Origin of the sequence: Comamonas sp. NyZ500 (assembly GCF_016772095.1) — a bacterium.
Classification (GTDB): Bacteria; Pseudomonadota; Gammaproteobacteria; order Burkholderiales; family Burkholderiaceae_C; genus Comamonas; species Comamonas thiooxydans.
Genome location: NZ_JAEIJE010000014.1, coordinates 83551 through 107563, shown reverse-complemented (window position 1 = coordinate 107563; position 24013 = coordinate 83551). Strand labels below are relative to the sequence as shown.

Genomic DNA, 24013 nt, shown 5'->3' with positions numbered 1-24013 from the left:
CTCTCCAACCATTGAACGAAAGAATCCATGACGACATCCATTCAGCTAAGACCATTGGAGCGCGACGATTTGCGCTTTGTGCACCACCTGGATAACAACGCCAGCATCATGCGGTACTGGTTTGAAGAGCCTTATGCGACCTTTGATGAACTGACCAGCCTCTACGACTCACACGTTCACGACCAAACTGAACGTCGCTTTGTAGTCGAGCATGAAGGGGCCCGAGGGGGGTTGGTTGAGTTGGTGGAAATCGACCTGGTACACCGCCGAGCGGAGTTCCAGATCATTGTTGCCCCTGATCAGCAGGGCAAGGGGATTGCCACTCGTGCTACTCGTCTGGCGCTTGACTATGGCTTCAAGGTTCTCAATCTGCACAAGATCTTTTTGCATGTGGACAAGGAGAATGCCAAGGCTATCCATGTCTATACGAAACTTGGCTTTCAGCCGGAAGGTGAACTGGTCGATGAATTCTTTGCCAACGGCCAATATCGAAGCGTGTTGCGCATGTATTTGCTGCAGAAAAGTTACCTCAACAAGGAATGAATCATTGAAGAGCCTCTGGGCTCAGTAGTTCATTGCGCCAGCAGTTCATTGCATCAGTAGTACTGGCGTCTTGCGGCACATGCCAACGTCGCTGGCAATGGCTTGACCATGGCTTTGCCGCGCCGGGCCACCTGGGCTTGAGGATCTCCTGCCGATGCATCCGATAGACACCGTGCTGCATGAGCTGCAGCACCGCGACCGCCAGCGCAGCCGCCTGCCACGCGCTATCAAAAGCAAAGCAGCCACCCCCAACCCAGCAAAGCTATCGACATCAAACTACTTTCAAACGCAGCTAGAGCAAGCGCAGCGCGCTCACAAATTCACTGGTACAAAGCGTCAAATTATTCATAGATGAATTAAAAATAGATATTTAAATACATCTATGTATCAAACAAGCTCGCAGACAACAATGAAGTCGCCTGCTGTCGCATGCAAGCAATGCTTTAGAGACAAAAATAATTCATAGATTTACATGTTTTAGCCAAAACACTAATATCTATGTATGCCACGTCAGAACACACCGCCCGCAGACTACCCGCAAGCCGTACTCCAGCAGATCGAGCAGCTTGCGCAGAACATCGTCATCGCCCGTAAACGGCGCGGCGAGTCGCAGGCGCAGTGGGCCAAGAAGCTGGGCATATCGCAGCCCACCATGGCGCGTATCGAGCGCGGCGACCCGTCCGTTGCCATGGCCTCGTATGTGATGTGCATGTGGCTGATCAATCAGGCCGGCGGCCTGGCCGACCTGATCGCGCCGCAGAACGACCATGCGGCGCTGGAGAAGGAGGTCGCGAAGATTGGCAGCAAGCGCAAGAGCAGCGCTCCCAAAAAGAACAAGCCATCAGCGGCTGCAACGAAAGCTGCATCGCCTCAGCCATCGACTTCAGAAACGAAAGGCTTGGCTGGACTGATTGAACGGATGGCCAAGTACGCTTTAGAGCAAGAGATGCAAGCTCAGGGCGACAAAAAGACAGCTGCAGCAGCAGGACTAGCCGCTCTCATGAACAAATCAACGCCTCAAAAGCTATGAGCCTGCCCATCAACGCCGTCTCGCCACGCACCTACGTGCCGCAAGACCAGCTCTATGTGTGGGCCATGGTCAACCCTGCGGCGCCCACACTGGTGGGCGAGGTCAGCCTCTCGCAGCTGGTGGCAGACTGCGCCACTTTTACCTACACACAGGACTGGTGGAACTTTGCGCTCAGCGAGGACATGCCCATCGTCCAGGGGCAGATCTTCAGCACTGGCGATAGGAACACGGCCCCCGGCGCAATTGACGACGCCCGCCCCGACCGCTGGGGCGAGCGCATCATTCGCCACATCGACCGGCCTGCCCGCCTGTCCATTCTGGAAATGCTGCTCTTCGCGGGTGACGACCGCTTTGGCGCGCTGGGAGTGTCGACCTCGGCAGAGCAGTACATTCCCCGCTACCTTGGGCCCTATCCGCAGTTGAAGGATCTGGCCCAGCTCGCCGCCGCGGTAGAAGACGTGCAGACCCAGGCCCCGATCACCGCAGAGATACAGCGCCTTATCCAGCCCGGCGTCACCCTCGGCGGCGCGCGGCCCAAGGCATTGCTGCAGACGGATAACGGCCCCTGCGTCATCAAGTTCAGCGAGCTCGACGACCCCGTGGACACCCCGCTCATCGAGCACGCCACCATGACGCTGGCCGCACAGGCCGGCATGTATGTGGCCGACACCGCCGTGCTGCCACTGCCGCCACGCTACGGCAAGGCGCGGCACGCTCTCACCATCGAGCGCTTCGACCGCCTGGGCCCCTACCGCGTGCACTGCCAGTCCGCCCACACCGCCCTGCGCGCTGCGGGGCTGGAGCAAAGCTACAGCAATCTGGCCACCATCGTGCTGCGCCTGGGTCACCCGGACCGGCAAAACGCCATGCGCGAGGAACTGTTCCAGCGCATGGTCTTCAACATCCTCATGGACAACACCGACGACCACGAGCGCAACCACAGCATCAGCCTCAATCTGGCAGACGGCTACTACGACCTCACGCCCGCCTATGACGTGGTGCCCAGCCTGCAAAACCTTGGCTATCAGGCACTCGTCGTGGGTACCGCAGGCTCCGAATCCAGTCTGGAAAACGCACTCACCCAGATCAACGAGTACGGCATCAAAATGCCCCGCGCCATCGAACTGATACGACAGGTGGCCGCCGCCGTCGAACGCTGGGCCGCGCACTTTACTGCGCTGGGGGTCAGCAAGTCCGACATGGAGCTGCTCGCCGCCAGCATCGACCGCGACGCGCTCAGATCGCAAAGACAGGCCTTTCTGTAAAAGCTAAGCACTTCCCACCCCAACAAAAAGCCCGCAAGGTTCCAGACTTGGCGGGCTTTCTTGATTCCCAAGGAATCTTGATGGCCGGCACCTCAGACCGCGAACAATTGCTTCGCAACTAAGCAGAGGCATCAGAGATAAGAAAAATCCTCAAAAAGACAAAGAAAGTAATTTTTTCCTCAGTGAAGTCGGAAAAATTTTGTTTAGCATTTGCCAAATAACTTTTTTCCTCGAGGAGCAGATGGCACATCACCGTAAAGTTGGTTATGCACATCTACGTGAGCGCCTGAGCACGCCGCTCCTGCCTCCGATGCCAGTGCATTGGAACATCTGCTCTTCGCCCTCAAGCATGAAGAGCTGGATCTGCAAGCCGCGATAATAGCCCTCAAAAAAATCGACCCAGTACCACTGGTGGAGCAGTTTTCACAGGCCACCAGCAGCAGCTATCTCCAGCAAGCCTGCTTCCTCTGGGAAATAGCCAACCAGCAAACTTTGAATGCACCACCAGCCAAAGGTGCGACCAAGCCGCTATTTGACCCCAATCTATTTCTCACCGGCCCATCGAGCAAATACACCCGATGGCGCGTGGACTTCAACGGCATAGGTTCCCTGCAGTACAGCCCCACCGTCAGACTCACCCCTGAAATCAAGGCTCTGCTGGCCGAAGATATCCTTGGTCAGGCCCGCGAGTTCATCCAATCCATGGACCCCGACATGGTCGAGCGCGCGGTGCGCTGGGCGTATCTCAGCGAGACCGAAGGTTCATACGCGATTGAGCGCGAAGCGCCTACAGGCAACCGCACAGAAGCATTTGCCAAGCTTCTTGCTCGCGCTCATGAAGAGATCCTTCTCACTGAAGAATATCTGGTCGAGCTTCAAAATCTCACCGTGCAATCGGCCATGGATCAGGCAGTGGAGTACCGCAACCAGCAAAACTGGCTGCGACGCGACAGCAGCATCACCTACGTACCGCCAGCACCTGAGCACCTCCTCCCCGTAATGGAAGGCCTGCTCACACTGGCCAACCAAAAAGACAACGGCATCCATCCACTGGTTCTGGGATCGCTGGTCAGCTTTGGATTTGTATTCGCCCACCCCTTCATGGACGGAAACGGTCGCCTATCGCGTTTCTTGTTCCACAAAATTGCCTGCCGCAATGCCAATTTACCCAACGGTCTGGTACTCCCCATCTCTACAGCGATGGCACGCCATGAAGGCCACTACCTGAGGGCCCTCAAGTCCTTCTCTGCCCCCGCGCGCGACCTATGGACAGTGGCCAAAGTCTCAGACCTGGAGTACGACTGCGCCTTTGAGGGCTCACCCGAGATCTACCATTTCTGGGACGCCACACAGTGCGTGCAGTTTGGCCTGGAGATGGCCAAAGAGGCACTCCAGCGTGACCTGCATGAAGAAGTTCATTTCCTCGGCCGATTTGATCGTGTGTATTCACGGCTCAATAAAGCCATTGACATGAACAACAACCTCATGAACCTGATCACAGGACTACTCGTGCAAAACGATGGCGCTCTGTCAATCAGCAGGCGAAAAATGTTCATAGCCAAAGGCTGCACAGAGGAGCTACTGAACGAAGCCGAACAGATTGCTCAAGAAGCGTTAAACGAAGAAAGCCCAGATTAAGGATGCAATCAATGGAACAGCCCGCACACGCGGGCTTTTTTAATCACCAAGAAGTCTTGACGAGCAACACCTCAGACCGCGGCGAACTGGTGCGGCTGGCGGGCGAGCAGACCATCAACAACTATGTGTCGGCCCTCAGGTCCGCCATGGTCCTGGCCGTGCTCGACAAGCTGCTGAGCGAGAACCGCCCGACCCGTTCGACCGTGAGGAAGTGGAGAAGATCATTGACCACGCGCGCGCCAACTTTGCGCCCACGGTTGCGAACTTGATCGCGTTTCGATTCTTCTCAGGTCTGCGCACCAGCGAGATGGTGGCCCTGCGCTGGCAAAGCATCGACTGGAACAAAATGCAGGTGCTGATCCACAAGGCGGTCGTCAAAGGCCTGCGCAAGCAGGCCAAGACGAACAAGGCCCGCCTCGTCAGCTTGAACAGCCGGGCCCTGGATGCATTGGAAAGACAAAAGGAGCAGACCCCGAGGGCGCAACTCGGCAACGTGGCCGGGGACGTCATGCGCCAAACCACACCCAAGGACTCACAGACGGTCTTTGTGGAACCGACGCATGGAGATCCGTGGGCTGACGAGAAGCGGTTTCACAACCCTTTCTGGGTGCCGGTGCTCAAGGCCCTGGGCATTCGTTACCGGCTGCCCAACCATATGCGCCACACCTATGCGACGATGCTGCTCATGGCAGGTGCCACGCCGGCCTATGCAGCCAAGCAGATCGGGCATTCGGTAGAGATGTTGTTGAACGTCTATTCCAAGTGGCTGGACAACGGTCAGGGGAATATAGAGCAGGCGAAGCTGGAGTCCTTCATCGGACAAAACTCCCCAGGAACTCCCCTGAAAAAACAAAGATCGCGATAAGTCTTTGTTTTAGAAAAATAAAACTGGAGCGGGTGATGGGAATCGAACCCACGTTATTTGCTTGGGAAGCAAGAGTCCTACCATTGAACGACACCCGCGTCTGCGACGAAGCCACGGCTGCAGCTGTCTTCGACACGCTCACAGTTCCAGGCTGCGAGCTTGGGCTATCGTACATCAAGGCTGTGTAGCCTCCGTTCAAAATCGGAGCATTTTGGCAATTTTTTGCCTCGGAGTTTCCCCGAAAGCAGGGTTTTGAGGACCAGCCTTTCTTCCTCGTTGTTAGGGACACTCCGGTCACGACTGCCTAGCCTCAAATCACATGGGTAAAATTGTGCGGGATCAAAGAGCCTGCATTCAACTGCTGCTCCAAGCGTCGAGCAAAGTCCTGGTCCTGGAGCACGCAAGTCTCGCTACGGGCAAGCAGGTTGCTCTCGTTTTGCGCTTGACCAAGATCTTCAATAATTTCTGTAAATACTGGCCAAGTACTGACCGCCCCTGCCGAATCATGCCGCTTTGCTTCTGCGATTTTTTCCTGCCCGCTGACCGCCGTGCCTTGTCTGAAGCACAGGCGGCTGGACGATGGAAGCCGGCCCGCGGAGCTGCGGCATGACGGAGCAGCAGCTTTATGACCTGGCTCCTGCGCTGGAGCTGATGGCTTTCGGTCTGGTGCTGGCCCTGGGGCCTTTGTGCTGGGTCTGGTGGCGCAGTCGCGGCACCGGCCCCGGCAAACGTCTGCAGGCCCTTTGCGTGCTGACGCTGTTCCTGACCTTCGATCTGGTCTTGTTCGGCGCCTTCACACGGCTGACGGACTCGGGCCTGGGCTGCCCTGATTGGCCTGGCTGCTATGGCACGGCCAGCCCTATCGCAGCACATGCCCAGATCTCCGAGGCGCAAGCCGCCATGCCGACCGGCCCGGTCACCCATGGCAAGGCCTGGGTGGAAATGATTCACCGCTATCTGGCGACCACGGTCGGCGTGCTCATCATTGCCATGATGGTCATGAGCTGGAAGCAGGCGCGGGCCGCCAGACGCAAGGGTCAGCACGCGTCTTTCAGCGGCGCGGCCAACCCCTGGTGGCCGACTCTGGCTCTGGTATGGGTCTGCATACAGGGCGCTTTCGGCGCCTTGACGGTCACCATGAAGCTGTTTCCGGCCATCGTCACCCTGCATCTGCTGGGCGGTACCGGCTTGCTGGCCTTGCTGGCCATTCCTGCATCGGGACTGAGCCAGCAGCAGGCCGGTCGCTCTGCGGCCCCGATTGCCGGACGCTTGCGCATCGCGCTATGGCTGTGTCTGGCGCTGCTCATCGTCCAGGTCAGCCTGGGCGGCTGGGTCAGCACCAATTACGCCGTGCTGGCCTGCACGAGCTTCCCCGGCTGCCAGGGCAGTTGGTGGCCGGCCATGAATTTCGCCGAAGCGCTGCAGATCTGGCGCCCGCTGGGCATGCTCAAGGACGGCAGCCACATCAGCTTCGAAGCGCTGACCGCGATCCACTACACCCACAGGCTGGCAGCCTATGTGGTGGTTCTAGCACTGGCCAGCCTGTGGTGGGCATTGCGTCATGCCCCTGCACTGGCCAAGCAGCGCCGGCTGCTGGGTTTTTTTGCGGTGCTGCAAGTTCTGACGGGTCTGTCCAATGTGGTGTTGGACTGGCCCCTGGTGGCGGCCGTGCTCCACACCGGTGGAGCTGCGGCCCTGGTAACGATTGTGGTCTGGAGCCTGGCCGTGACGCGTAGCCATGCCGTCACCGCCCCCGACCCTGAAATGGCGCACCGCCCTGCCTGAGGCATAGCGCAAAAGAGTGATTGCATGAGTCAAAGTGAAGCCTTGTTGAACAACACCTCGCGAATCAGCCAGTTCTACGCGCTGACCAAGCCGCGCGTGGTGCAGCTCATCGTGTTCTGCGCCCTGATCGGCATGGTGCTGGCCGTGCCCGGCTGGCCCACAGCCAATCAGTGGATCCATATGGGCGTCGCCTGCGTCGGCATCTGGCTGGTGGCGGCTGCCGCTGCGGCCTTCAACTGCCTGGTGGAACGTCATATCGATGCCAAGATGAAGCGCACATCATGGCGTCCCACGGCGCGCGGCGAACTCTCCAGTCAGCAGGCACTGGCCTTCTCGGCCATTCTCTGCATGATTGGCGCCACGATCTTGCTGGTCTGGACCAATGCGCTAACGATGTGGCTGACACTGGCCACCTTTGTCGGCTATGCGGTGATCTACACCGTGGTTCTCAAGCCCGCCACGCCACAGAACATCGTGATCGGCGGAGCTTCAGGCGCCATGCCACCCGTGCTGGGCTGGGCCGCCATGACGGGCAATGTCGGCCCCGAGGCGCTGATTCTGTTCCTCATCATCTTCCTCTGGACCCCTCCCCACTTCTGGGCACTGGCCCTGTATCGTGTCGAGGACTACCGCCAGTCCGGCCTGCCCATGCTGCCCGTGACCCACGGCAGCGAATACACGCGCCTGCAGATTCTGCTCTACACCGTTGTGCTGTTTGCGGCCGGTCTGCTGCCCTTCATGTACGGCATGAGCAGCTGGCTGTATCTGTTCGCGGCTGTCGTTCTGGGTGCAGGCTTCATCGCCTATGCCGTGGCCCTGTACCGCAATTACTCGGACGAGCTGTCGCGCCGCACCTTCCGTTTTTCACTGCTTCACCTGAGCCTGCTGTTTCTCGCCCTGCTCGTGGATCACTACCTGTTCATGGCCTGATCTTTCAAGCCCCGCCATTGCAAAAGCCCGGCTCGCCGGGCTTTTCTACGTCTGCCAGAAAGTGATCTTCCCGTGCTTTCCGAGTCTAGGTTTGAGTGCGGATTGAATGGATCTTGTGCAGCCCAGCCAAACCCCGGGCTCCGTGACCAGGACGCAACGTACCGCCGACGGCTCAACGGTGGCTTGGCCAGACACCCACTCTGATCACCCCGATCACCAAAAAAGGCCAGCCCCGACTACAGGGCTGGCCTTGAGCCTGCATCCGGCAGACCTAATCAAGCGTCCATTTACAGACCCTTGAGCAGCTTGCCGTTCACTTCCTTGCCGTACATGGAGTATTGGCCATGGTGCTTTTCGGCCGTGGCCTGCAGATTGCCGTTGAAGCGCGGATCCTGGCCACGCTCCTGGCTGTTGATGAAGGTCGCCACATCCCAGGCTTCCTGATCGCTCAGCGTTGCATTGCCGTAGGGCATGTTGTTCTTGATGAAGTTGGCCGCCTTGTCGATGTCATGCATGCCGGCACCCCAGTTATAGGAGTCCTTGCCCCACAGCGGCGGGAACACGGCCACATCGCCGACAAACTGGCCCTTGCCGTCTGCAGCGTGGCATAGCGCGCACTTGGCTTCATAAACCTTGGCACCGGCTTCATAGGTGGGAGTCTCTTCGGGCTTGCCCGCCTTCTTGAAACCTGCACCGGGCAGCTTCTCGCCCGTGGGGGCCTTCTGTGCCATCCAGTAGGCATAGGACTCCAGTGCCACCAGAACGTCATGACCGTCGTCCGGTGCCTTGCCGTTCATGGAGTACATGAAGCAGCCGCGCACGCGCTCGGCAAAGGTGTCCACATGGTCGGTCTTCTTGCGATAGGCCGGGTACATGGGGTAGGCCCCCCACATGGGGGCTGCGCCCTTCAAACGACCTGCGTCGAGGTGGCAGTTGGTGCAGCTCAGCGGGTTGCCCGAGAAGCCTACGGCATTGACCGGCGTGCGTGTGAAGATCGCTTCGCCACGGCGCACCCACTCGCCCATGGGGCCTTCCGGATAGTCGCTGACGCCGGGAGGTGTGAATTCGCCGGGCTTGGCTGCCACGGTCACGGCCTTGGCGTCTGCAGCAGGCGCAGCCACCTTGGCTGGTTCTTCAGCCTTCTTGGGGCTGCTGATGCTCATGCCATACCAGAGCGCGCCGCCCAGACCGGCGAACAGGCAGGCCACCACCGCGTATTCAGCGAGATTGGAGCTTTTGGAAGCAGTTTGTTGTTTGTCCGACATTGTCAACTCCCGAACTCTTAAGGCTTGGCGGTTGCTGCGGCAGCAGCGGGGTTGTGCAGGCGCTGGTAGTACGCAGCAACGGCCTTGACGTCATCAGCCGTGAGCTTCTTGGCCACAGCCCCCATCAGACCCAGTGGGCCGGCCTCGCGCTGCCCCTTGTTCCAGGCATCGATCTGACTTTGCATATAGTCGGCAGATAGATGGCCGATGGCCGGAAAGTCCTTGCCCACGCCCACGCCACCGGGGCCATGGCACTGCGCACAGGCAGGAATGCCGTCGGCCCAGCGACCACGCTCGACCAACCAGGCACCGCTATCGTCGCTCTTGCCGGGCAAGGCACCACGCACGCTCTTGATAGGCAGTTGCAGGCTGGCGTAATAGACGGCCACATCGGCGCGTTCCTGCTCGCTCAGGGCCTTGGCCATGGGAGCCATGACAGCGGACTGACGGGCACCGCCCGCCAGCTGGTTCAGCTGACGCTCCAGGTAACCGGCGTGCTGGCCCGCCAGCGCGGGGAAGCCAGGCTGGCCCTCGCCCTTGGCGCCATGGCAGGTGACGCAGGCAGCCGCACCGCCGGCCGAGCCGGACTGAGCGATCTTTGCACCGGAAGCGGCATTGCCGTTCAATGCAGCCTTGGCGGCAGCAGGTTCTTGCGCCCAGGCGCTGGTCGCCATCAGCATGGAAATGCCGACAGCCACCCACGACCGGGGCAGAGTCTTTGTGTTCAAGCGATTCATCTTGGGAATGGAGGTTTAAGCGGCTCAGATCTGCCGCACATCAGGCGTGTGCTGAACGCCGACGTCTGACCTGGAATGTCACGGGCCAAAGCAGCCCAATGACAGCAAGCACATTGCCCGAAGATACTTATAGAAGATTAAGAGCCAATTAATGCTGCAAACAATTGGCCCCCCAATCTGACTAATCAGTAATCAGGCGGCGCAGCACAGGACTTCACCGGCAGGCATAAACGCACCACCAGCCCTGTCGCCGCTTCTGGCGCCATGCCGTTGTGCACCTGCTCGAATGCATAGCCCTTATGCTGCTGCCACTGGGCCAAGGGCAGCAGCTCCAGCTCACCGTCGCTGCACTGTGCAATGCGCTGCACAATCGCCAGCCCCAGACCGCTGCCATGGGCCTGATGCTGCTTGCGCCAGAAGCGCTGGGTCGCCACGGCACAGTCCTCGCTGCTCAGCCCGGGCCCATGGTCAATCACCGTGAACTCCACATAACCGGCAGGATTGACAGGCATCGTCTGCGGCTTGTCGCCGCCGACCTGCGCCAGCTGCGGAATGTGGCGCAGGCCGAGCAGCACCGCAGAGTCGCCCGGCTCGCCACTTGCCTGCTGCCCATAGCGCAAGGCGTTTTCCATCAGATTACGCAATGCCGACACCAGCAAGGGCTGAGGCACGGCCACACGCAAGTCCTGCAGCCTGGCGTCATTCAGGGCTTGCCGAGGCAACCAGCGCAAGCGCAGCGAGCCTGAAGGAATGGCCGTGGCGGCCAATCCCCAGGCTTTTTCCAGAGCCTCCCACGCACAGGCGGGCTCGCTACCGCAGGCCATGGCGCGAGAGCCTCCTGCACCTTCGCTCACCGGCTGGCAATCCAGCCTGGCCAAGAGCAGCAATTGCTCCAGCGTGTGCTGCAAATGCTCCACGCCCTCCCCCGCTTGCTCCAGCGCCTGCCGGGTCATCTGCCACTGTGCGGTCTCCGAAATCGGCCTGGGCGCAGCATCCTCTTTGCCAGCGCCGGGCTGATCCCTCAAAGCGACCATCTGAGATCCCGCATTGGCCACCGCCATCTGCGCCACCTGTACATGGGTTTTGACGGCAGTCAGCGGAGTGCGCAGCTCATGGGCGGCATCGTCGCTCCAGCGACGTTCGCGCTCAATGGCTTTGTGCACGCGCTGCAGCAGGTGATTGATGGTCTGCACCAGTGGCGCAAGCTCCTTGACCTGCCTGCCTTGCGCCACGGGCGAATCATCTCCGGGCGGACGCTCGCTCAACTCCTGGCGCAGCGACTCAAGGGGGCGCAGGCCGCGTGTCACCCCCCACCACATCAACACCATGCTGGCCAGCAGAGCCAGCACAAAGGGCAGGATGATGGTGTAGGCGAAACCATGTATCAGCCCCTCGCGCACATCGATGCGGTCGGCCGTGGCAATGCGCACGCCATGCTCCTCAAGCACATAGGTACGCCAGGGCTTGCCGCCTTTGGTGATGCTCGAGAAGCCCAGCGGCAGCGGCCCCTGGAAGCTGGGCGCACCCGCAGTGCGAGCCAGCACCTGAGAATCGGTAGGCTCGGCCGCCTGCTCGGAAGCCGTATCTGTGGAGTCCTCGGCGCGGCCGGTCTTTGCAGTTTTGGCGCGCGGTGCATCCAGCGGAGATGCCGGAATCAGTGCCGGGCGAGCCGCCTTGCCGCTCGCCTCGTCCGACACAGCATCTGCATCCGGATCCATAACATCATGCGTAGGTGCGGTATGCACTTCGCTGCGAATCATGCTGACCTCGCAAGCCACACCATCACGTGCCACCACATTGAGCATGGGACCCCAGTCCTCGGGACTGGTGTTGTGCGGCTTGAACTGGTGGACAATGCCCGCCACCATGCGGGCCGATGCAATCAGCCGGTCGTCGAGCACGGAGCGCAGCTCATGCCTCATGTCTGCAAACATCCATGCCGCCACACCGCCCCATAGAGTGCACAGCGCCAGACACAGCCAGACCAGCAAACGGACCCGCAGGCTGCGCATCAGCAACTGCCTCCCTGCACGCGCCCTAATCTGAAGCCCACACCACGCACGGTCTCCACCATGTCCGAGCCCAGCTTGCGACGCAGATGGTGCACATGCACATTGACCGCGTTGCTTTCCACATCAAGGCTGTAGCCATAGAGGCTGTCGCGCAGTTGCTCCAGGCTCAGCACTCGCCCGGGCGACTGCAGCAGCGCGCGCAGCAACGCCCATTCACGACGCGACAGGTCCACGATGCTGCCCTCCCGTATGGCCTGGCCGGCGGCCAGATCCACTTTGACATCGCCCAGCACAATCCAGTCCACGGTACGCCCCGCCGCCCGTCGCAGCAGCGCATGCAGCCGCGCCGCCAGCTCGTGCAGATCGAAGGGCTTGACCAGATAGTCGTCAGCTCCGGTCTGCAAGCCTTCGATTCGCTGGTCCACTGCATCACGTGCGGTCAGCACCAGCACCGGCAGCTCCAGCCCCTGACGGCGCCACCGCGCCAGCAGATGCAGACCGTCCTCATCGGGCAGACCCAGATCCAGCACACATACATCGAAGTGGGAGGATTTGAGTGCCGCATCAGCCTGGCTGGCGCAACCCACCACGTCCACGCCAAAGCCCTGTAGCTGCAGGCCCGCCTTCACCCCGCTGGCGACCAAAGCGTTATCTTCCACTAACAGCACATGCATTTTTTCACTGCGCAACCGCCACCCTCACCATCACATCCGGAGATGTGAGTACCCGTTACGCACCTTGTTTATCCGAAGCGGTCGAGCATCGCAGATTTGTCTTTTCGCAGCGTTAACCCCTGCTTAATCCCTTGCGCCCAAGATGCGGGGCTGCCTCATCCAAGACACTCAGCCACCACCATTCATGTCTCTTCGCTCTGCCGCAGCCTTCGTTCTGCTTTCAGTCCTGCTGACGGGAATGACTGCCTGGGCACAGCCGCTGACCCTGTCCGGCCTGAGTGCCGACAAGCCCGCTGCGCAACCCAAAGTCCTGACTGCTGAACAGGCTTTCGAGCTGGTCCACACCGAGCAAAGCGCCATCCAAACAGAGGCTGATGGCCGCCGCCTGCTGGAGCTGCGCTGGAATATTGCTCCTGGTCACTATCTCTACCGCGACCAGTTGCGCCTGCTCGATGCTCAGGGTCAGCCAATACCGCTGCAGATTCCTGAAGGTCGGACCCTGAGCGATGCCTTCTTTGGCCGTGTGCAGGTCTTTCACCGGGAGTTGCGCATTCAGGCCGCGCTGCCTGAACGGCCGGCGCAATGGCCGCTGGAGCTGCAATGGCAGGGCTGTGCCGAGATAGGCATCTGCTACCCGGTACAGCAGCAGAGCATCAGCGCCGCTCAAGCAGGCATGGACGGGAATGCGGATGCCCCGACTCCAGCCCTTGACGAAGGCAATACCGAAGCAGCTCAACCCGGCTTGTTGCAGGCACTGGCCTTGCCCGCCAGTGTGCGGATAGGCCCTCTCGCTCTGCCCACCATGGCTCTTGCCGCATTTCTGGCATTGTTTGCCAGCCAGTGGTGGGCGCGGCTCAGGCAGCGGCAAAGCAATCAGCCTGTAGAGACTGTGCTGCTTCAGGCCACGCTTGCCGGACTGGTGGCGGCGCGCACGGCCTACGTCGTGCAATGGTGGCCCGAGTACTGGGCGCCCGTGAGCGCATCTCCCTCCAGCGTGCTGCAGATTCTGGATATTCGCGACGGTGGCTGGAACCTTTGGGCCGGACTGCTGGTGGCGGTTCTCTGGGCAGCCTGGAGCTGCCGCAGCCATGCACTCCTGAAACGTGGCGTGCTGCAGTCCCTGGGTGTGGGTGCGTTCATCCTGATGGCAGCTTACACATTGCGAAATTGGGTTGAGCCTTCAGAGTCTTCACTCCCCTCTCTGACGCTGGTCAGCGCTGCCGCTCAGCCCACGGATCTGCGCAGCTACGGCGGTCAATCGCTGGTCATCAACCTCTGGGCCAGTTGGTGCCCGCCCTGCAAGCGCGAGATGCCGGTACTGGCCCAAGCGCAAAAAGACCATCCAGGTGTGCGTTTCATCTGGATCAACCAGGGTGAAGACGCCGCTGCAGTGCTGCGCTATTTGCAGTCCATGCCTCTACCCCCAGCCCAGGTGCTCCTGGACCCAGAGCAGCTCGCCGGTCAGCACTGGCAGCAGCGCGCCCTGCCATCCACCTATTTCTATGACGCGAACGGACGCCTGCGGTCCACGCGTACGGGGGAGCTCTCCCGCGCAAGCCTGAGCGAGCAGTTGCGCATCATTGCGCCTCCAACACAGGCCCCATGACTCAAGATGGACAAAGGTTTATCGTGCCACGTTTACAGCCCCTGTCACGCCAATTGATGGCGCTGATTCTCCCCATCTTCGCTGCAGCCGCAGCCACCGTGGTGGCCGTGGCCTATACCCGCGACGTGATTGCCGCCAGTGGCGCTGCAGCAAGCGGTGCGGCAAGCAGCGACCTGCCCTCAGCGCAGTTTCTCGCCGAGCAAGGCCTGCAGATCGTGGGCCCCATGCAAAGCTCCGGCGGCCTCAAGGCCTGGGCCGCCTACCGCGACCAGCAGCCCATCCCCATCTACCGCATGCCTGACGGCAAGCACTGGGTGATTGGCACCGTCATCGATGCCCAGGGCAAGGATGTCAACGCCAAAGCCTTGCACAACGCCGTGCAAAAGCCCATGGGCCAGGAGTTCTGGACCGATCTGGAGCGTACACACTGGATTGGCGACGGCAAGCCCGATGCCGCCCGCATCGCCTATGTGTTCACCGATCCCAACTGCCCTTATTGCAACCAGCTCTGGCGCGATGCCAGGCCACTGGTGCAAGCTGGCCAGTTGCAGTTGCGCCATATTCTGGTGGGCATGCTGCGCCCCAGCAGCGAAGGCAAGGCCGCCGCCATTCTGGCCTCCAAGGCACCCGAGCAGGCTCTTGCCAGCCATGCCATGGCCTATGCCGACGCTCATGGCAAGAATCCCGATGTCCTGGGTATTGCACCGCTGCAGCGCATCCCCCTGTCGGCCCGCGATGCACTAGCCAACAACGCCGCGCTGATGAGCAATGCAGGCCTGCGTGCCACACCCGCGACGATCTGGAAGAATGCCCAGGGGCTGGTGCAGATCCGCACCGGCATGCCGCCCGGGCTGCTGGACGAGTTGATGGACAAAGCTCCCGCCAAGTCGCCAGCACATTAGGATTCAAGTCACCGCATAGCCCCTGCACAGAATTTGCAAGCGGCTATCATCGCGCTAGCAAATCTGCCCCAACACCATGAGCCGACCTGACTGGAACACCCTGCTGCCCGCCCTGCGCCCCAGCACCCGCATCGTGCTGCACGCACCCAGCACGCAAGCACTGATCCGCGCACGCGGCAACTTCAAGAACCTGAAAGCCGCCAACCCCGAGTTGGAGGTCTGGATTGTCGTCAATGCCCAGGCCGTGCAAGCCGTGCTGGACCAGCCGGACGACATGGGTCCTGCTCTGGCACATGTGCTGCTGTGCCCCAACACGCTCAGGAACGCCGGCATCAGCGCACCGGACAATATTCAGGTGCTGCCCATGGGCGCCGTCGAAGCCATCGCCCGCATGCAGCAAGGTGGCTGGACCTATATCCGCAGCTGAGCAGGCTGCGTCCTCGGCACTCCAGAGCCGCGCGCCCCCGGCCTAAAGACCCCAGTCCTTGAGCGCAGGCAACGCCAGCTGGGTTGCGGCATAGCCTTCATCGATGGACTCGCGCCCCCGGTAGAAGTCCATCAGCCCGACATGCGAGAGGCGCGGAGCAATCAGCACCTCGGCCGGGTCACCCGCCATGCGGCTGCGGGTGATGCGCATCTGCATGATGTTGACACTGGCCATGACCACATTGACCAGCGAGGGCACAGGCACAGAAGCACCGTCCTCGGCATCTCCCTCCCCCTTGCGCCCCCTGCGCATGACGGATGAGGACAATGTCTTCACGCTCGTCATGCTGCGCATCCATGCGCCCGCCCAACCGAGCGGTGAGCCATTCGCCGCCAGCGCTTCAGGAATCTGGCCCAGCGGCACCGGAGGCTCTTCCTCATCCAGATGCAGCTGCGAGACCCTGAGCTCGCGGGAATGCAGGTTGATCTCGCTCTCGCTCATGTCAACGGGCTTCATATGCCTGCGCATGATGTCGGCATTCAAATCGACAGCGATGACGATGTCCGCACCCATGGCGCGCGCCAGCGACACCGGCACCGGGTTGACCAGACCGCCATCGACCAGCAGCCGCCCCTCTCGCATCACCGGAGTGAACAGGCCGGGCAAGGCGATGGACGCGCGCACGGCTTCGGCAATCGAGCCCTTGCGCAGCCAGACCTCGGCACCTGTCTGCAGGTCGGTGGCCACGCAGCCGAACGGCGTGCCCAGTTGCTCCACGGTTTCCTGGACGAAATTCTCGCGCCAGAACTCGATGATCTTCTCGCCCTTGAGCAATCCACCGCCCAGATTGAAGTCCATGAAGCCGAAGACCTTGCGCTTGCCCAGGCCCAGCACCCAGCTCTCGAAGGCATCCATTTCGCCGGCGGCATAGGTTGCACCGACCAATGAGCCAATGGAGGTGCCGCAGATGATGTCGGGGCTGACACCGGCCTCGCGCAGCGCGCGCAGCACGCCAAAATGCGCCCAGCCTCTTGCAGAGCCACTGCCCAGGGCCAGGCCCACCACGGGTTTGCGTCGCAATTTGTTCATGTAGCCCCCTTGCTGCTTCTACAGTCGGCTCAACCGGGCTGCTCGCCCCTTAGCAGTGCCAGCATGCCTGCTTCGTCCAGCACGGGCACGCCCAGCTCCTCGGCCTTGGCCAGCTTGCTGCCCGCCTCGGCCCCTGCGACCACATAGCTGGTCTTTTTGCTGACCGAACCCGAGACCTTGGCACCCGCCGCCTCCAGCATATCCTTGGCGGCGTCGCGGCCCAGCGTGGGCAAGGTGCCGGTCAGCACCACGGTCAGGCCGGCCAGAATCTGAGGCGCCTTCTCGGCTGGCTCGCCTTCCTCCCAATGCACACCGCAGGCGCGCAGCTGCTCCACCACCTCGCGGTTATGGGGCTGGGCAAAAAAGGTGTGAATGCTGTCGGCCACCACGGGCCCGACATCCTTGACTTGCAGCAACTCCTCCACGCTGGCATCCATGATGGCATCGAGCTTGCCGAAATGCTTGGCCAGATCCCTGGCCGTGGATTCGCCCACATTGCGAATGCCCAAGCCAAACAGAAAGCGCTGCAGCGTGGTGCTCTTGGATTTTTCCAGGGCTGCCAGCACGTTCTGGGCCGATTTCTCGGCCATGCGATCCAGCGCTGCCAGCGAGCTCAGGCCCAGCCTGTAAAGGTCAGGCAGCACGCGCACCACCTGGGCATCCACGAGCTGATCGACCAGCTTGTCGCCCAGACCTTCGATGTCCATGGCTCGGCGGTGAGCAAAGTGCAAGATTGCTTCCTTGCGCTGTGCGCCACAGAACAGGCCGCCCGTGCAGCGGTGGTTGGCCTCGCCTTTTTCACGCACCACCTCGCTGCCGCAGATGGGACAGGTCTTGGGCATGCGGAAGTTGGGCACATAAGCAGGCCGCTCGCCCGGCACCCGTCCCACCACCTCGGGGATCACGTCGCCCGCACGGCGCACTATGACCTGATCGCCCACGCGCACACCCTTCTTGCGGATGTCGAACAGATTGGACAGCGTGGCATTGGTCACCACCACACCGCCCACCTGCACAGGAGCCAGGCGGGCCACGGGCGTCAGCTTGCCCGTGCGCCCCACCTGCACATCGATGGCTTCCATGAGCGTAGGCATCTCCTGCGCCGGGTATTTGTGCGCCACGGCCCAGCGCGGCTCGCGCGACTTGAAGCCCAGCTGACGCTGCAGTGCCAGGCTGTTGACCTTGTAGACCACGCCGTCGATTTCATAGGGCAGATTGGCGCGCTCGGCACCGATGCGTTCGTGAAACGCTACCAGTTCAGAAGCGCCCAGCGCAATACTGACTTGCGGTGCAACCGGAAAGCCCCAGGACTTCAAAGTCTGCAGCATGGCGTAGTGCGTGCCGAAGTCCGGCCCGCCCTGCTCCGGCGGCGTGATCTCGCCCAGACCATAGGCGAAGAACGACAGCGGACGCTGGGCCGCGATATTCGAGTCGAGCTGACGGACCGATCCGGCCGCCGCATTGCGCGGATTGGCAAAGGTCTTGGCACCTGCGGCCTGCTGGCGCGCGTTGAGCTTGTCCAGATCGGCCTTGGCCATATGCACCTCGCCGCGCACCTCCACCACGGGGGGTACATCGCGGCCTGCGGACAGGGTCAGGGGAATCTGGCGAATGGTACGGATATTGTGCGTGACGTCTTCCCCCACCTCGCCATCGCCGCGCGTGGTGGCCTGTACCAGGCGACCGTTTTCATAACGCAGATTCATGGCCAGGCCATCGAACTTGGGCTCGGCCACATATTCGATGGCTGCAGCGGACTCATCCAGCCCCAGCTCCTTGCGCACACGCTGGTCGAAGGCAATGGCACCCGTGGCCTCGTTATCGGTCTCTGTCTGGATGCTCAGCATGGGCACGGCATGGCGAACCGGAGTCAAACCGTCCAGCACCGCACCGATCACGCGCTGCGTGGGAGAGTCCGGCGTAACAAGTGCGGGGTAAGCCCCCTCCAGTGCTTCGAGTTGCTGATAGACGCGGTCATATTCCCCGTCGGGAACCGTGGGCGTATCGAGCACATAGTACTCATGTGCCCATTGATGGAGTTGGGCGCGCAATGCCGCCACCTTGCTCGTCACGCTTTCGGGCACGCCTGCATTGATAGCTGTCGATGGCTTCTGGCCCTGGGGTTCAGCGGAAAAAAGATCTAAATTCTCGGTCATGCTCTGCCCGCTGGAAATTCAAAGTCCGGGATAAAAAAGGCCAACATTGTTGGCCTGTTTGTTTTAGCTGAAAAGCCTTCTGGCAAGAAGCGAGCCGGCCGACAGCTCTGCGCTGTCGAGCTTGTCGTAGAGCAGCTCCAGGTCATGCTGAATCGGGTCCAGCGCCGAGACCGGCAGCAGATAGCCGTTCTGATCGCAAAGCACGCCGTCCATGGTCTGGCACAGTTGCTCCGCCACCTGACGCAGACGCGCAAACGGCTGCTGTCCACGCGGCACCTGGGCCACATCCAGGCTGAGCAGGAATTCGCGCACGACGGACTGATCCAGATCATCGCCCATGGCGGCCTGGGGGTCGTAGTTCAGCACCAGCACCGGAGGCAGGCCCTGGATGGGCGAGGCAAGCACCATGCGGCCCGGCATGGGCGTGATGACAAAGCCCAGGCGCTGGGCATTTTGCTGGACATAACCAGCACTCCAGGACGCCTGACGCGCACGCAGCATAAAGCTCAGCTGCGCATCGTGCTCGCTGGCGAACTGATCGAGCTCGCGTGCACGCGAGACCTCGTTGAGCATATTGGGCACGTCGGCCATGGCGCCCAGCGCATCGGCGAAGCGCTGCACCTTGGTGACGAACTCCGAAAACTCGATCTCGTTGAGTGCACCGGTACGGTTGGCCAGCTGGACACCGGCCTGAAAGCCCAGATAGCGCTGGCCGGTCTGCAACGGCTCCCACTGCTTGCTGTCCTGGTTCATGCCTTCAATGGCAAAGGGCTTGTTACCGGCACGGCGGGTACTGGGCTGGGCCTGCAAGGCCACTTCACCAGGAACAATCTGGGCCACAGTGATCGGAGCAATCGCATCGATCAGCGCATCCAGATGGCCGCGTCGCTCCACTGACGGAGCGGGAGGAATCGAGGCGGCCAGAGGAGCGTCCGTCAGCACGGGCTCCACAGCCTGCGCGGCCTGCTCGGTCACTGCAGCAATGGCTGCATCCGTGCCCTGAGCGTTCACCTCTTGCACAGCATGCGCAGCCTCGGTCGTCTCGGCTTTGTGCTGGGCGGCCGCCAGAGCTTCCTGACGCTGCGCTTCCTCATGGGCTTCGCGCGCCACCAGGCGGGCCAGCTCGGCATCGGCTTCGGCAAAGCGACCTGCGGATTCGGGCATCTGCAGGGGCTCGGTACCGGGAATGGCCTTGCCGAAATCCCCCAGCACGGGCTCATGCTGGTATTTGGTCAGGTCCGCACCATGACCGACGGTGTTCATTCCGGGCTCGAGGCGCTGAGGATCTGTGCTTTCTTCCTCAGGCTCGGCCCGCTTGGGCGCATTGCGACGCGCAGTCCAGGAGTTGTAGGCAACGATCAGCGCCAACAGCACCACACCCAGGACGGCCAGACTGATTTGCAAGTTACTCATGTGAGAAAACGGTTCTTCAATAGGGGATGACCGGGCTCAGGATAGCTCAGCCATGGAGAGGGCGGACTCCATGTCCACCGCAACAATTCGTGAAACGCCCTGTTCCTGCATGGTCACACCAATCAGCTGCTCGGCCATCTCCATGGCGATCTTGTTGTGACTGATGAACAGGAACTGGGTTCCCTTGCTCATGCTGTAAACCAGCTTGGCATAACGTTCGGTATTGGCGTCGTCCAGCGGCGCATCCACCTCGTCCAGCAGACAGAATGGCGCTGGATTGAGCTGGAAGATGGCAAACACCAGCGCAATCGCGGTCAGCGCCTTCTCGCCGCCCGAGAGCAGGTGAATGGTCTGGTTCTTCTTGCCGGGCGGCTGGGCAATCACCTGCACCCCGGCGTCGAGAATCTCGTCGCCGGTGATCACCAGCTTGGCCTGACCGCCACCGAACAGCTCGGGAAACATGCGGCCAAAATGGCGATTGACGATGTCGAAGGTGCCGGTCAGCAAATCCCGCGTCTCGGCATCGATCTTGCGAATGGCTTCTTCCAAGGTGTTCATGGCCTTGGTCAGATCATCCATCTGCGCATCGAGGAAGGTCTTGCGCTCACGCGCCAGGGTCAACTCATCCAGCGCGGCCAGATTCACGGCCCCCAGGGCCTGGATTTCGCGGTGCAGGCGGTCGATTTCACCTTGCAGGCCGTGCATGCGCACATTGCCTTCGGCAATCGACTGAGCCACAGCAGCCAGATCGGCCTCGGCTTCGGTCAGCAGATTGCTGTACTGCTCCAGACCCAGGCGCGCGGCCTGCTCCTTGAGCTGGAATTCGGTGATGCGCTGACGCAGCGGGTCCAGTGCCTTTTCCAGGCTCTGGCGGCGCTCGTCGCTGGCACGCAGCTTGTTGGTCAGATCCTCATATTCGCTGCGGCGCTCGGCGACGTCTTTTTCGCGCTGCATCTTCAGATCCAGCGCATCCTGCAGGCCGCCCTGCGCTGCGGCATCAGACAGTCTTGCCAGTTCGTCCTGAGCGCGTTGCTGCTCCTCGGCCAGGGACTTGGCCTGCTGGCTGGCGGTTTCGATGGTGCGCGACAGCTCGGCGCGACGCGCGTGCAGCGTGCGCTGCGAGAAGGTCGCCTCCTGGGCCTGACGCTCCAGACTGCGCAACTGCTCGCGCGATTCGTTCAGGCGGCGCTCGGCCTCCAGCACGCGATCCCCCAGCTGGGCATGGCGCTCCTGGCTGTCGGCCAACTGCATGTCCAGCTCTTCAAAGCGGGCCTCGGCGGCGACCTTGCGCTCTTCGATATCGGAGAGCTGGGTTTCGACTTCGGACAGATCCGCCGAAATTTGCGCATTGCGTGCGCGCGCCTGCTCGGCCAGTTGAGACAGGCGCAAGGTCTCGACCTGCAGCTCATGGGCACGGCTTTGCGACTCGCTCGCTTCGCGGCGTGCGGACACCAGACGCTGCGAGGCATCGGCATAAGCGCTTTCGGCGCGCACCAAGGCCGAACGCGATTCATCGGCGATCAGCGCCTGGGCGCGGACTTCCTTTTCCAGGTGCTCGATTTCCTGCGCCCGCGCCAGCAGCCCCGATTGTTCGGAGTCCTGCGCATAAAAGGTCACGCTGTGCGCGGTCACCGCATGGCCGGTGGGCACATAAATGGTCTCGCCAGCCTGCAGATCGGCACGCTTGGCCAGGGCCTCGTCGAGCGTGGGCGCGGTATAGCAGCCCGTCAGCCAGTCCACCAGCACGGCGCGCAGGCCGGCATCATTGATCTTGAGCAGATCGCTGAGACGCGCAAAGCGCGCAGCCACAGGTGCGCCCGCTGCCTGAGCCTGGCTGAAAAAGGCCAGCCGGGCCGGCGGAGCGTCCAGCCCCCCGGAGCCCAGAAAACCGCGCACCATGTCGAGGCGACCGACTTCCAGCGCACCCAGACGTTCGCGCAGTGCGGCTTCCAGCGCATTTTCCCAGCCCGACTCGATGGCTATGCGGCTCCACAGGCCTTGCATGCCGTCCAACCCATGCTTGGCCAGCCAGGGCTGAAGCTTGCCATCGGTCTTGACCTTTTCCTGCAAGGCCTTGAGCGCATCCAGCCGCGCCGACAGATCGGCGTGACGACTGTTTTCGGCATTCACGGCCTGCTGGCGTGCGCGCCTATCCTCATCGAGTTGCGGCACGCTGTCCTGCAACTCATTGAGGACGGCATCGGCCATCTCGGCCAGCTCCTGCGCCTCGGCCAGCTGCGCCTGCAAATTGTTCAGGCGCGCTTCGTCCGGCGTTTCCAGTGCATTGCGGTCGGCCCGCAAACGTTCGTAGCGGGTTTCAAACTGACGGCGCTGCTCATCGAGACTGCGCTGCTCGGCGGCCAGCACCTGAATCTGCTGCTGCACCTGCACCACCGAGTTGCGCTGGTCTGCATCGGCTTTCTGCGCCTTATGCAGAGAATCTTCCAGATCGGGCAGGCGGGTGCTTTGCTCCTCGAGCTGGGCAGCCAGCATCTCGGCCTGCTCTTCGGCATCCATGCCCGCACCCTCGATGTTCTCGATCTCGCCCTGGGCCTCTTCGCTGCGGCTGCTCCACAGCAGCAGTTGCTCGGCCAGTTGCTGCAGACGCAGTTGCACGCGCTGGCGGCCTTCGACCACATAGCGGATTTCGGCCTCCAGCTTGCCGACCTCGGCCGTGGCTTCGTAGAGCTTGCTCTGCGCCTGATTGACCTGATCGCTGGCGTCGTAGTGCGACTGGCGCAGGGTCTCGAGTCCGCTCTCGTTGTTGCGGATATCGGCCATGCGCTCTTCGAGCTCGTTGACGACCTTGAGGCCTTCGACACGCACGCGGTCCTGCTCGGCCTCGGCATCGGCCCGCTTCATGAACCACAGTTGGTGCTGCTTGAGCGTGACCTGGGCGTTCAGGCCGTTGTACTTGGCCGCAACTTCGGCCTGCTTTTCCAGCTTGTCCAGATTGGCATTGAGCTCGCGCAGAATGTCTTCCACACGGGTGAGGTTCTCGGTCGTGGCCGAGAGGCGGTTTTCCGTCTCACGACGACGCTCCTTGTACTTGGAAACCCCGGCCGCTTCTTCGAGGAACAGGCGCAGCTCTTCGGGGCGCGACTCGATGATGCGGCTGATCGTGCCCTGACCGATGATGGCGTAGGCACGCGGTCCCAGACCCGTTCCCAGAAACACGTCCTGAACGTCGCGACGACGCACGGGCTGGTTGTTGATGAAGTAGCTGCTGTTGCCCTCGCGCGTGAGCACGCGCTTGACGGCGATTTCGCCAAACTGCCCCCACTGACCGCCCGCGCGGTGGTCGCTGTTGTCGAAGGTCAGCTCCACACTGGCACGGCTGGACGGCTTGCGATGCGTGGTGCCGTTGAAGATCACGTCCTGCATGGACTCGCCACGCAGCTCGCTGGCCTTGCTCTCCCCCAGCACCCAGCGCACCGCATCCATGATGTTGGACTTGCCGCAACCGTTGGGCCCCACCACGCCGACCATCTGCCCCGGCAGAATGAAATTGGTGGGCTCGGCAAAGGATTTGAAGCCGGAGAGCTTGATGGAATTCAGGCGCACGGTGTCGGTGTCGGTCTAGAGGCTGGCCAGCAAAGGCTTGTGATTGGGAAAGAAAAACGGCAAAAGCGGTTGCACAAACGCAAAACTTGAAAAAGCCCTGTTCTTGCTCGCA

Annotated in this window: 19 protein-coding genes and 1 tRNA gene; 11 read left to right on the top strand and 9 right to left on the bottom strand. The window is 61.5% G+C overall.

Annotated elements, in window-relative coordinates:
• The first annotated feature begins 27 nt into the window (after positions 1–27).
• From speG to JAO85_RS18890, 6 genes are all read left to right on the top strand, one after another.
• Positions 28–543, top strand: coding sequence for a spermidine N1-acetyltransferase (gene speG / locus JAO85_RS18915; protein WP_034354104.1), 516 nt, complete (start codon positions 28–30; stop codon positions 541–543).
• A 652-nt stretch (positions 544–1195) separates the two neighbouring features.
• Positions 1196–1573, top strand: a complete 378-nt coding sequence (locus JAO85_RS18910; protein WP_237734909.1) for an XRE family transcriptional regulator — start codon at positions 1196–1198, stop codon at positions 1571–1573.
• Complete coding sequence (locus tag JAO85_RS18905; RefSeq protein ID WP_202788733.1) at positions 1570–2838, top strand: type II toxin-antitoxin system HipA family toxin; 1269 nt, start codon at positions 1570–1572, stop codon at positions 2836–2838. The genes JAO85_RS18910 and JAO85_RS18905 overlap by 4 nt, the downstream gene beginning before the upstream one ends.
• Positions 2839–3159: 321 nt before the next feature.
• Positions 3160–4476: a Fic family protein gene (locus JAO85_RS18900; protein WP_202788732.1), complete on the top strand. Its 1317-nt coding sequence runs from the start codon at positions 3160–3162 to the stop codon at positions 4474–4476.
• 11 nt (positions 4477–4487) lie between these two features.
• Positions 4488–4745, top strand: a complete 258-nt coding sequence (locus tag JAO85_RS18895) for a hypothetical protein (RefSeq protein WP_202788731.1) — start codon at positions 4488–4490, stop codon at positions 4743–4745.
• Positions 4688–5341, top strand: coding sequence for a site-specific integrase (locus JAO85_RS18890; RefSeq protein WP_202788730.1), 654 nt, complete (start codon positions 4688–4690; stop codon positions 5339–5341). The genes JAO85_RS18895 and JAO85_RS18890 overlap by 58 nt, the downstream gene beginning before the upstream one ends.
• A gap of 24 nt (positions 5342–5365) precedes the next feature.
• Here the strand turns inward: JAO85_RS18890 and JAO85_RS18885 are convergent.
• Positions 5366–5439 (bottom strand) — tRNA-Gly (locus JAO85_RS18885).
• A gap of 508 nt (positions 5440–5947) precedes the next feature.
• Here JAO85_RS18885 and JAO85_RS18880 point away from each other — a divergent pair.
• The gene (locus JAO85_RS18880; protein ID WP_202788729.1) at positions 5948–7126 is read left to right on the top strand and encodes a heme A synthase; all 1179 of its coding nucleotides are present in this window, start codon (positions 5948–5950) and stop codon (positions 7124–7126) included.
• A gap of 24 nt (positions 7127–7150) precedes the next feature.
• Entirely contained in the window at positions 7151–8056 is a 906-nt protein-coding gene (cyoE, locus tag JAO85_RS18875; RefSeq protein WP_003062379.1) for a heme o synthase, read from the top strand.
• Positions 8057–8343: 287 nt separating this feature from the next.
• Here cyoE and JAO85_RS18870 read toward each other — a convergent pair whose 3' ends face one another.
• From JAO85_RS18870 to JAO85_RS18855, 4 genes are all read right to left on the bottom strand, one after another.
• Entirely contained in the window at positions 8344–9321 is a 978-nt protein-coding gene (locus tag JAO85_RS18870) for a c-type cytochrome (RefSeq protein WP_012838687.1), read from the bottom strand.
• A 17-nt stretch (positions 9322–9338) separates the two neighbouring features.
• Positions 9339–10058: a c-type cytochrome gene (locus JAO85_RS18865; RefSeq protein WP_202788728.1), complete on the bottom strand. Its 720-nt coding sequence runs from the start codon at positions 10056–10058 to the stop codon at positions 9339–9341.
• Between the two features lie 185 nt (positions 10059–10243).
• On the bottom strand, positions 10244–12070 hold the full coding sequence (locus tag JAO85_RS18860; RefSeq protein ID WP_202788727.1) for an ATP-binding protein: 1827 nt from the start codon (positions 12068–12070) through the stop codon (positions 10244–10246).
• On the bottom strand, positions 12070–12744 hold the full coding sequence (locus JAO85_RS18855; RefSeq protein ID WP_003062385.1) for a response regulator: 675 nt from the start codon (positions 12742–12744) through the stop codon (positions 12070–12072). The genes JAO85_RS18860 and JAO85_RS18855 overlap by 1 nt, the downstream gene beginning before the upstream one ends.
• 238 nt (positions 12745–12982) lie before the next feature.
• Between JAO85_RS18855 and JAO85_RS18850 the strand changes: the two genes are divergently transcribed.
• The 3 genes from JAO85_RS18850 (at position 12983) to JAO85_RS18840 (ending at position 15679) form a co-directional block, all read left to right on the top strand.
• Entirely contained in the window at positions 12983–14350 is a 1368-nt protein-coding gene (locus JAO85_RS18850) for a prolipoprotein diacylglyceryl transferase family protein (RefSeq protein WP_237734908.1), read from the top strand.
• Between the two features lie 56 nt (positions 14351–14406).
• Positions 14407–15252: a thiol:disulfide interchange protein DsbG gene (gene dsbG / locus JAO85_RS18845; protein WP_202788753.1), complete on the top strand. Its 846-nt coding sequence runs from the start codon at positions 14407–14409 to the stop codon at positions 15250–15252.
• A gap of 76 nt (positions 15253–15328) precedes the next feature.
• Positions 15329–15679, top strand: a complete 351-nt coding sequence (locus JAO85_RS18840) for a hypothetical protein (protein ID WP_012838692.1) — start codon at positions 15329–15331, stop codon at positions 15677–15679.
• A gap of 42 nt (positions 15680–15721) precedes the next feature.
• Here the strand turns inward: JAO85_RS18840 and JAO85_RS18835 are convergent, their stop codons facing one another.
• From JAO85_RS18835 to smc, 4 genes are all read right to left on the bottom strand, one after another.
• Complete coding sequence (locus tag JAO85_RS18835; protein ID WP_003062395.1) at positions 15722–16768, bottom strand: patatin-like phospholipase family protein; 1047 nt, start codon at positions 16766–16768, stop codon at positions 15722–15724.
• Between the two features lie 29 nt (positions 16769–16797).
• On the bottom strand, positions 16798–18924 hold the full coding sequence (ligA, locus tag JAO85_RS18830) for an NAD-dependent DNA ligase LigA (protein WP_003062396.1): 2127 nt from the start codon (positions 18922–18924) through the stop codon (positions 16798–16800).
• Between the two features lie 63 nt (positions 18925–18987).
• Positions 18988–20337 (bottom strand): cell division protein FtsZ, encoded by a 1350-nt coding sequence (locus JAO85_RS18825; RefSeq protein WP_039048927.1) that lies wholly within the window; start codon positions 20335–20337, stop codon positions 18988–18990.
• Between the two features lie 36 nt (positions 20338–20373).
• Positions 20374–23901, bottom strand: a complete 3528-nt coding sequence (gene smc, locus JAO85_RS18820) for a chromosome segregation protein SMC (RefSeq protein WP_003062399.1) — start codon at positions 23899–23901, stop codon at positions 20374–20376.
• Positions 23902–24013 lie beyond the last annotated feature (112 nt).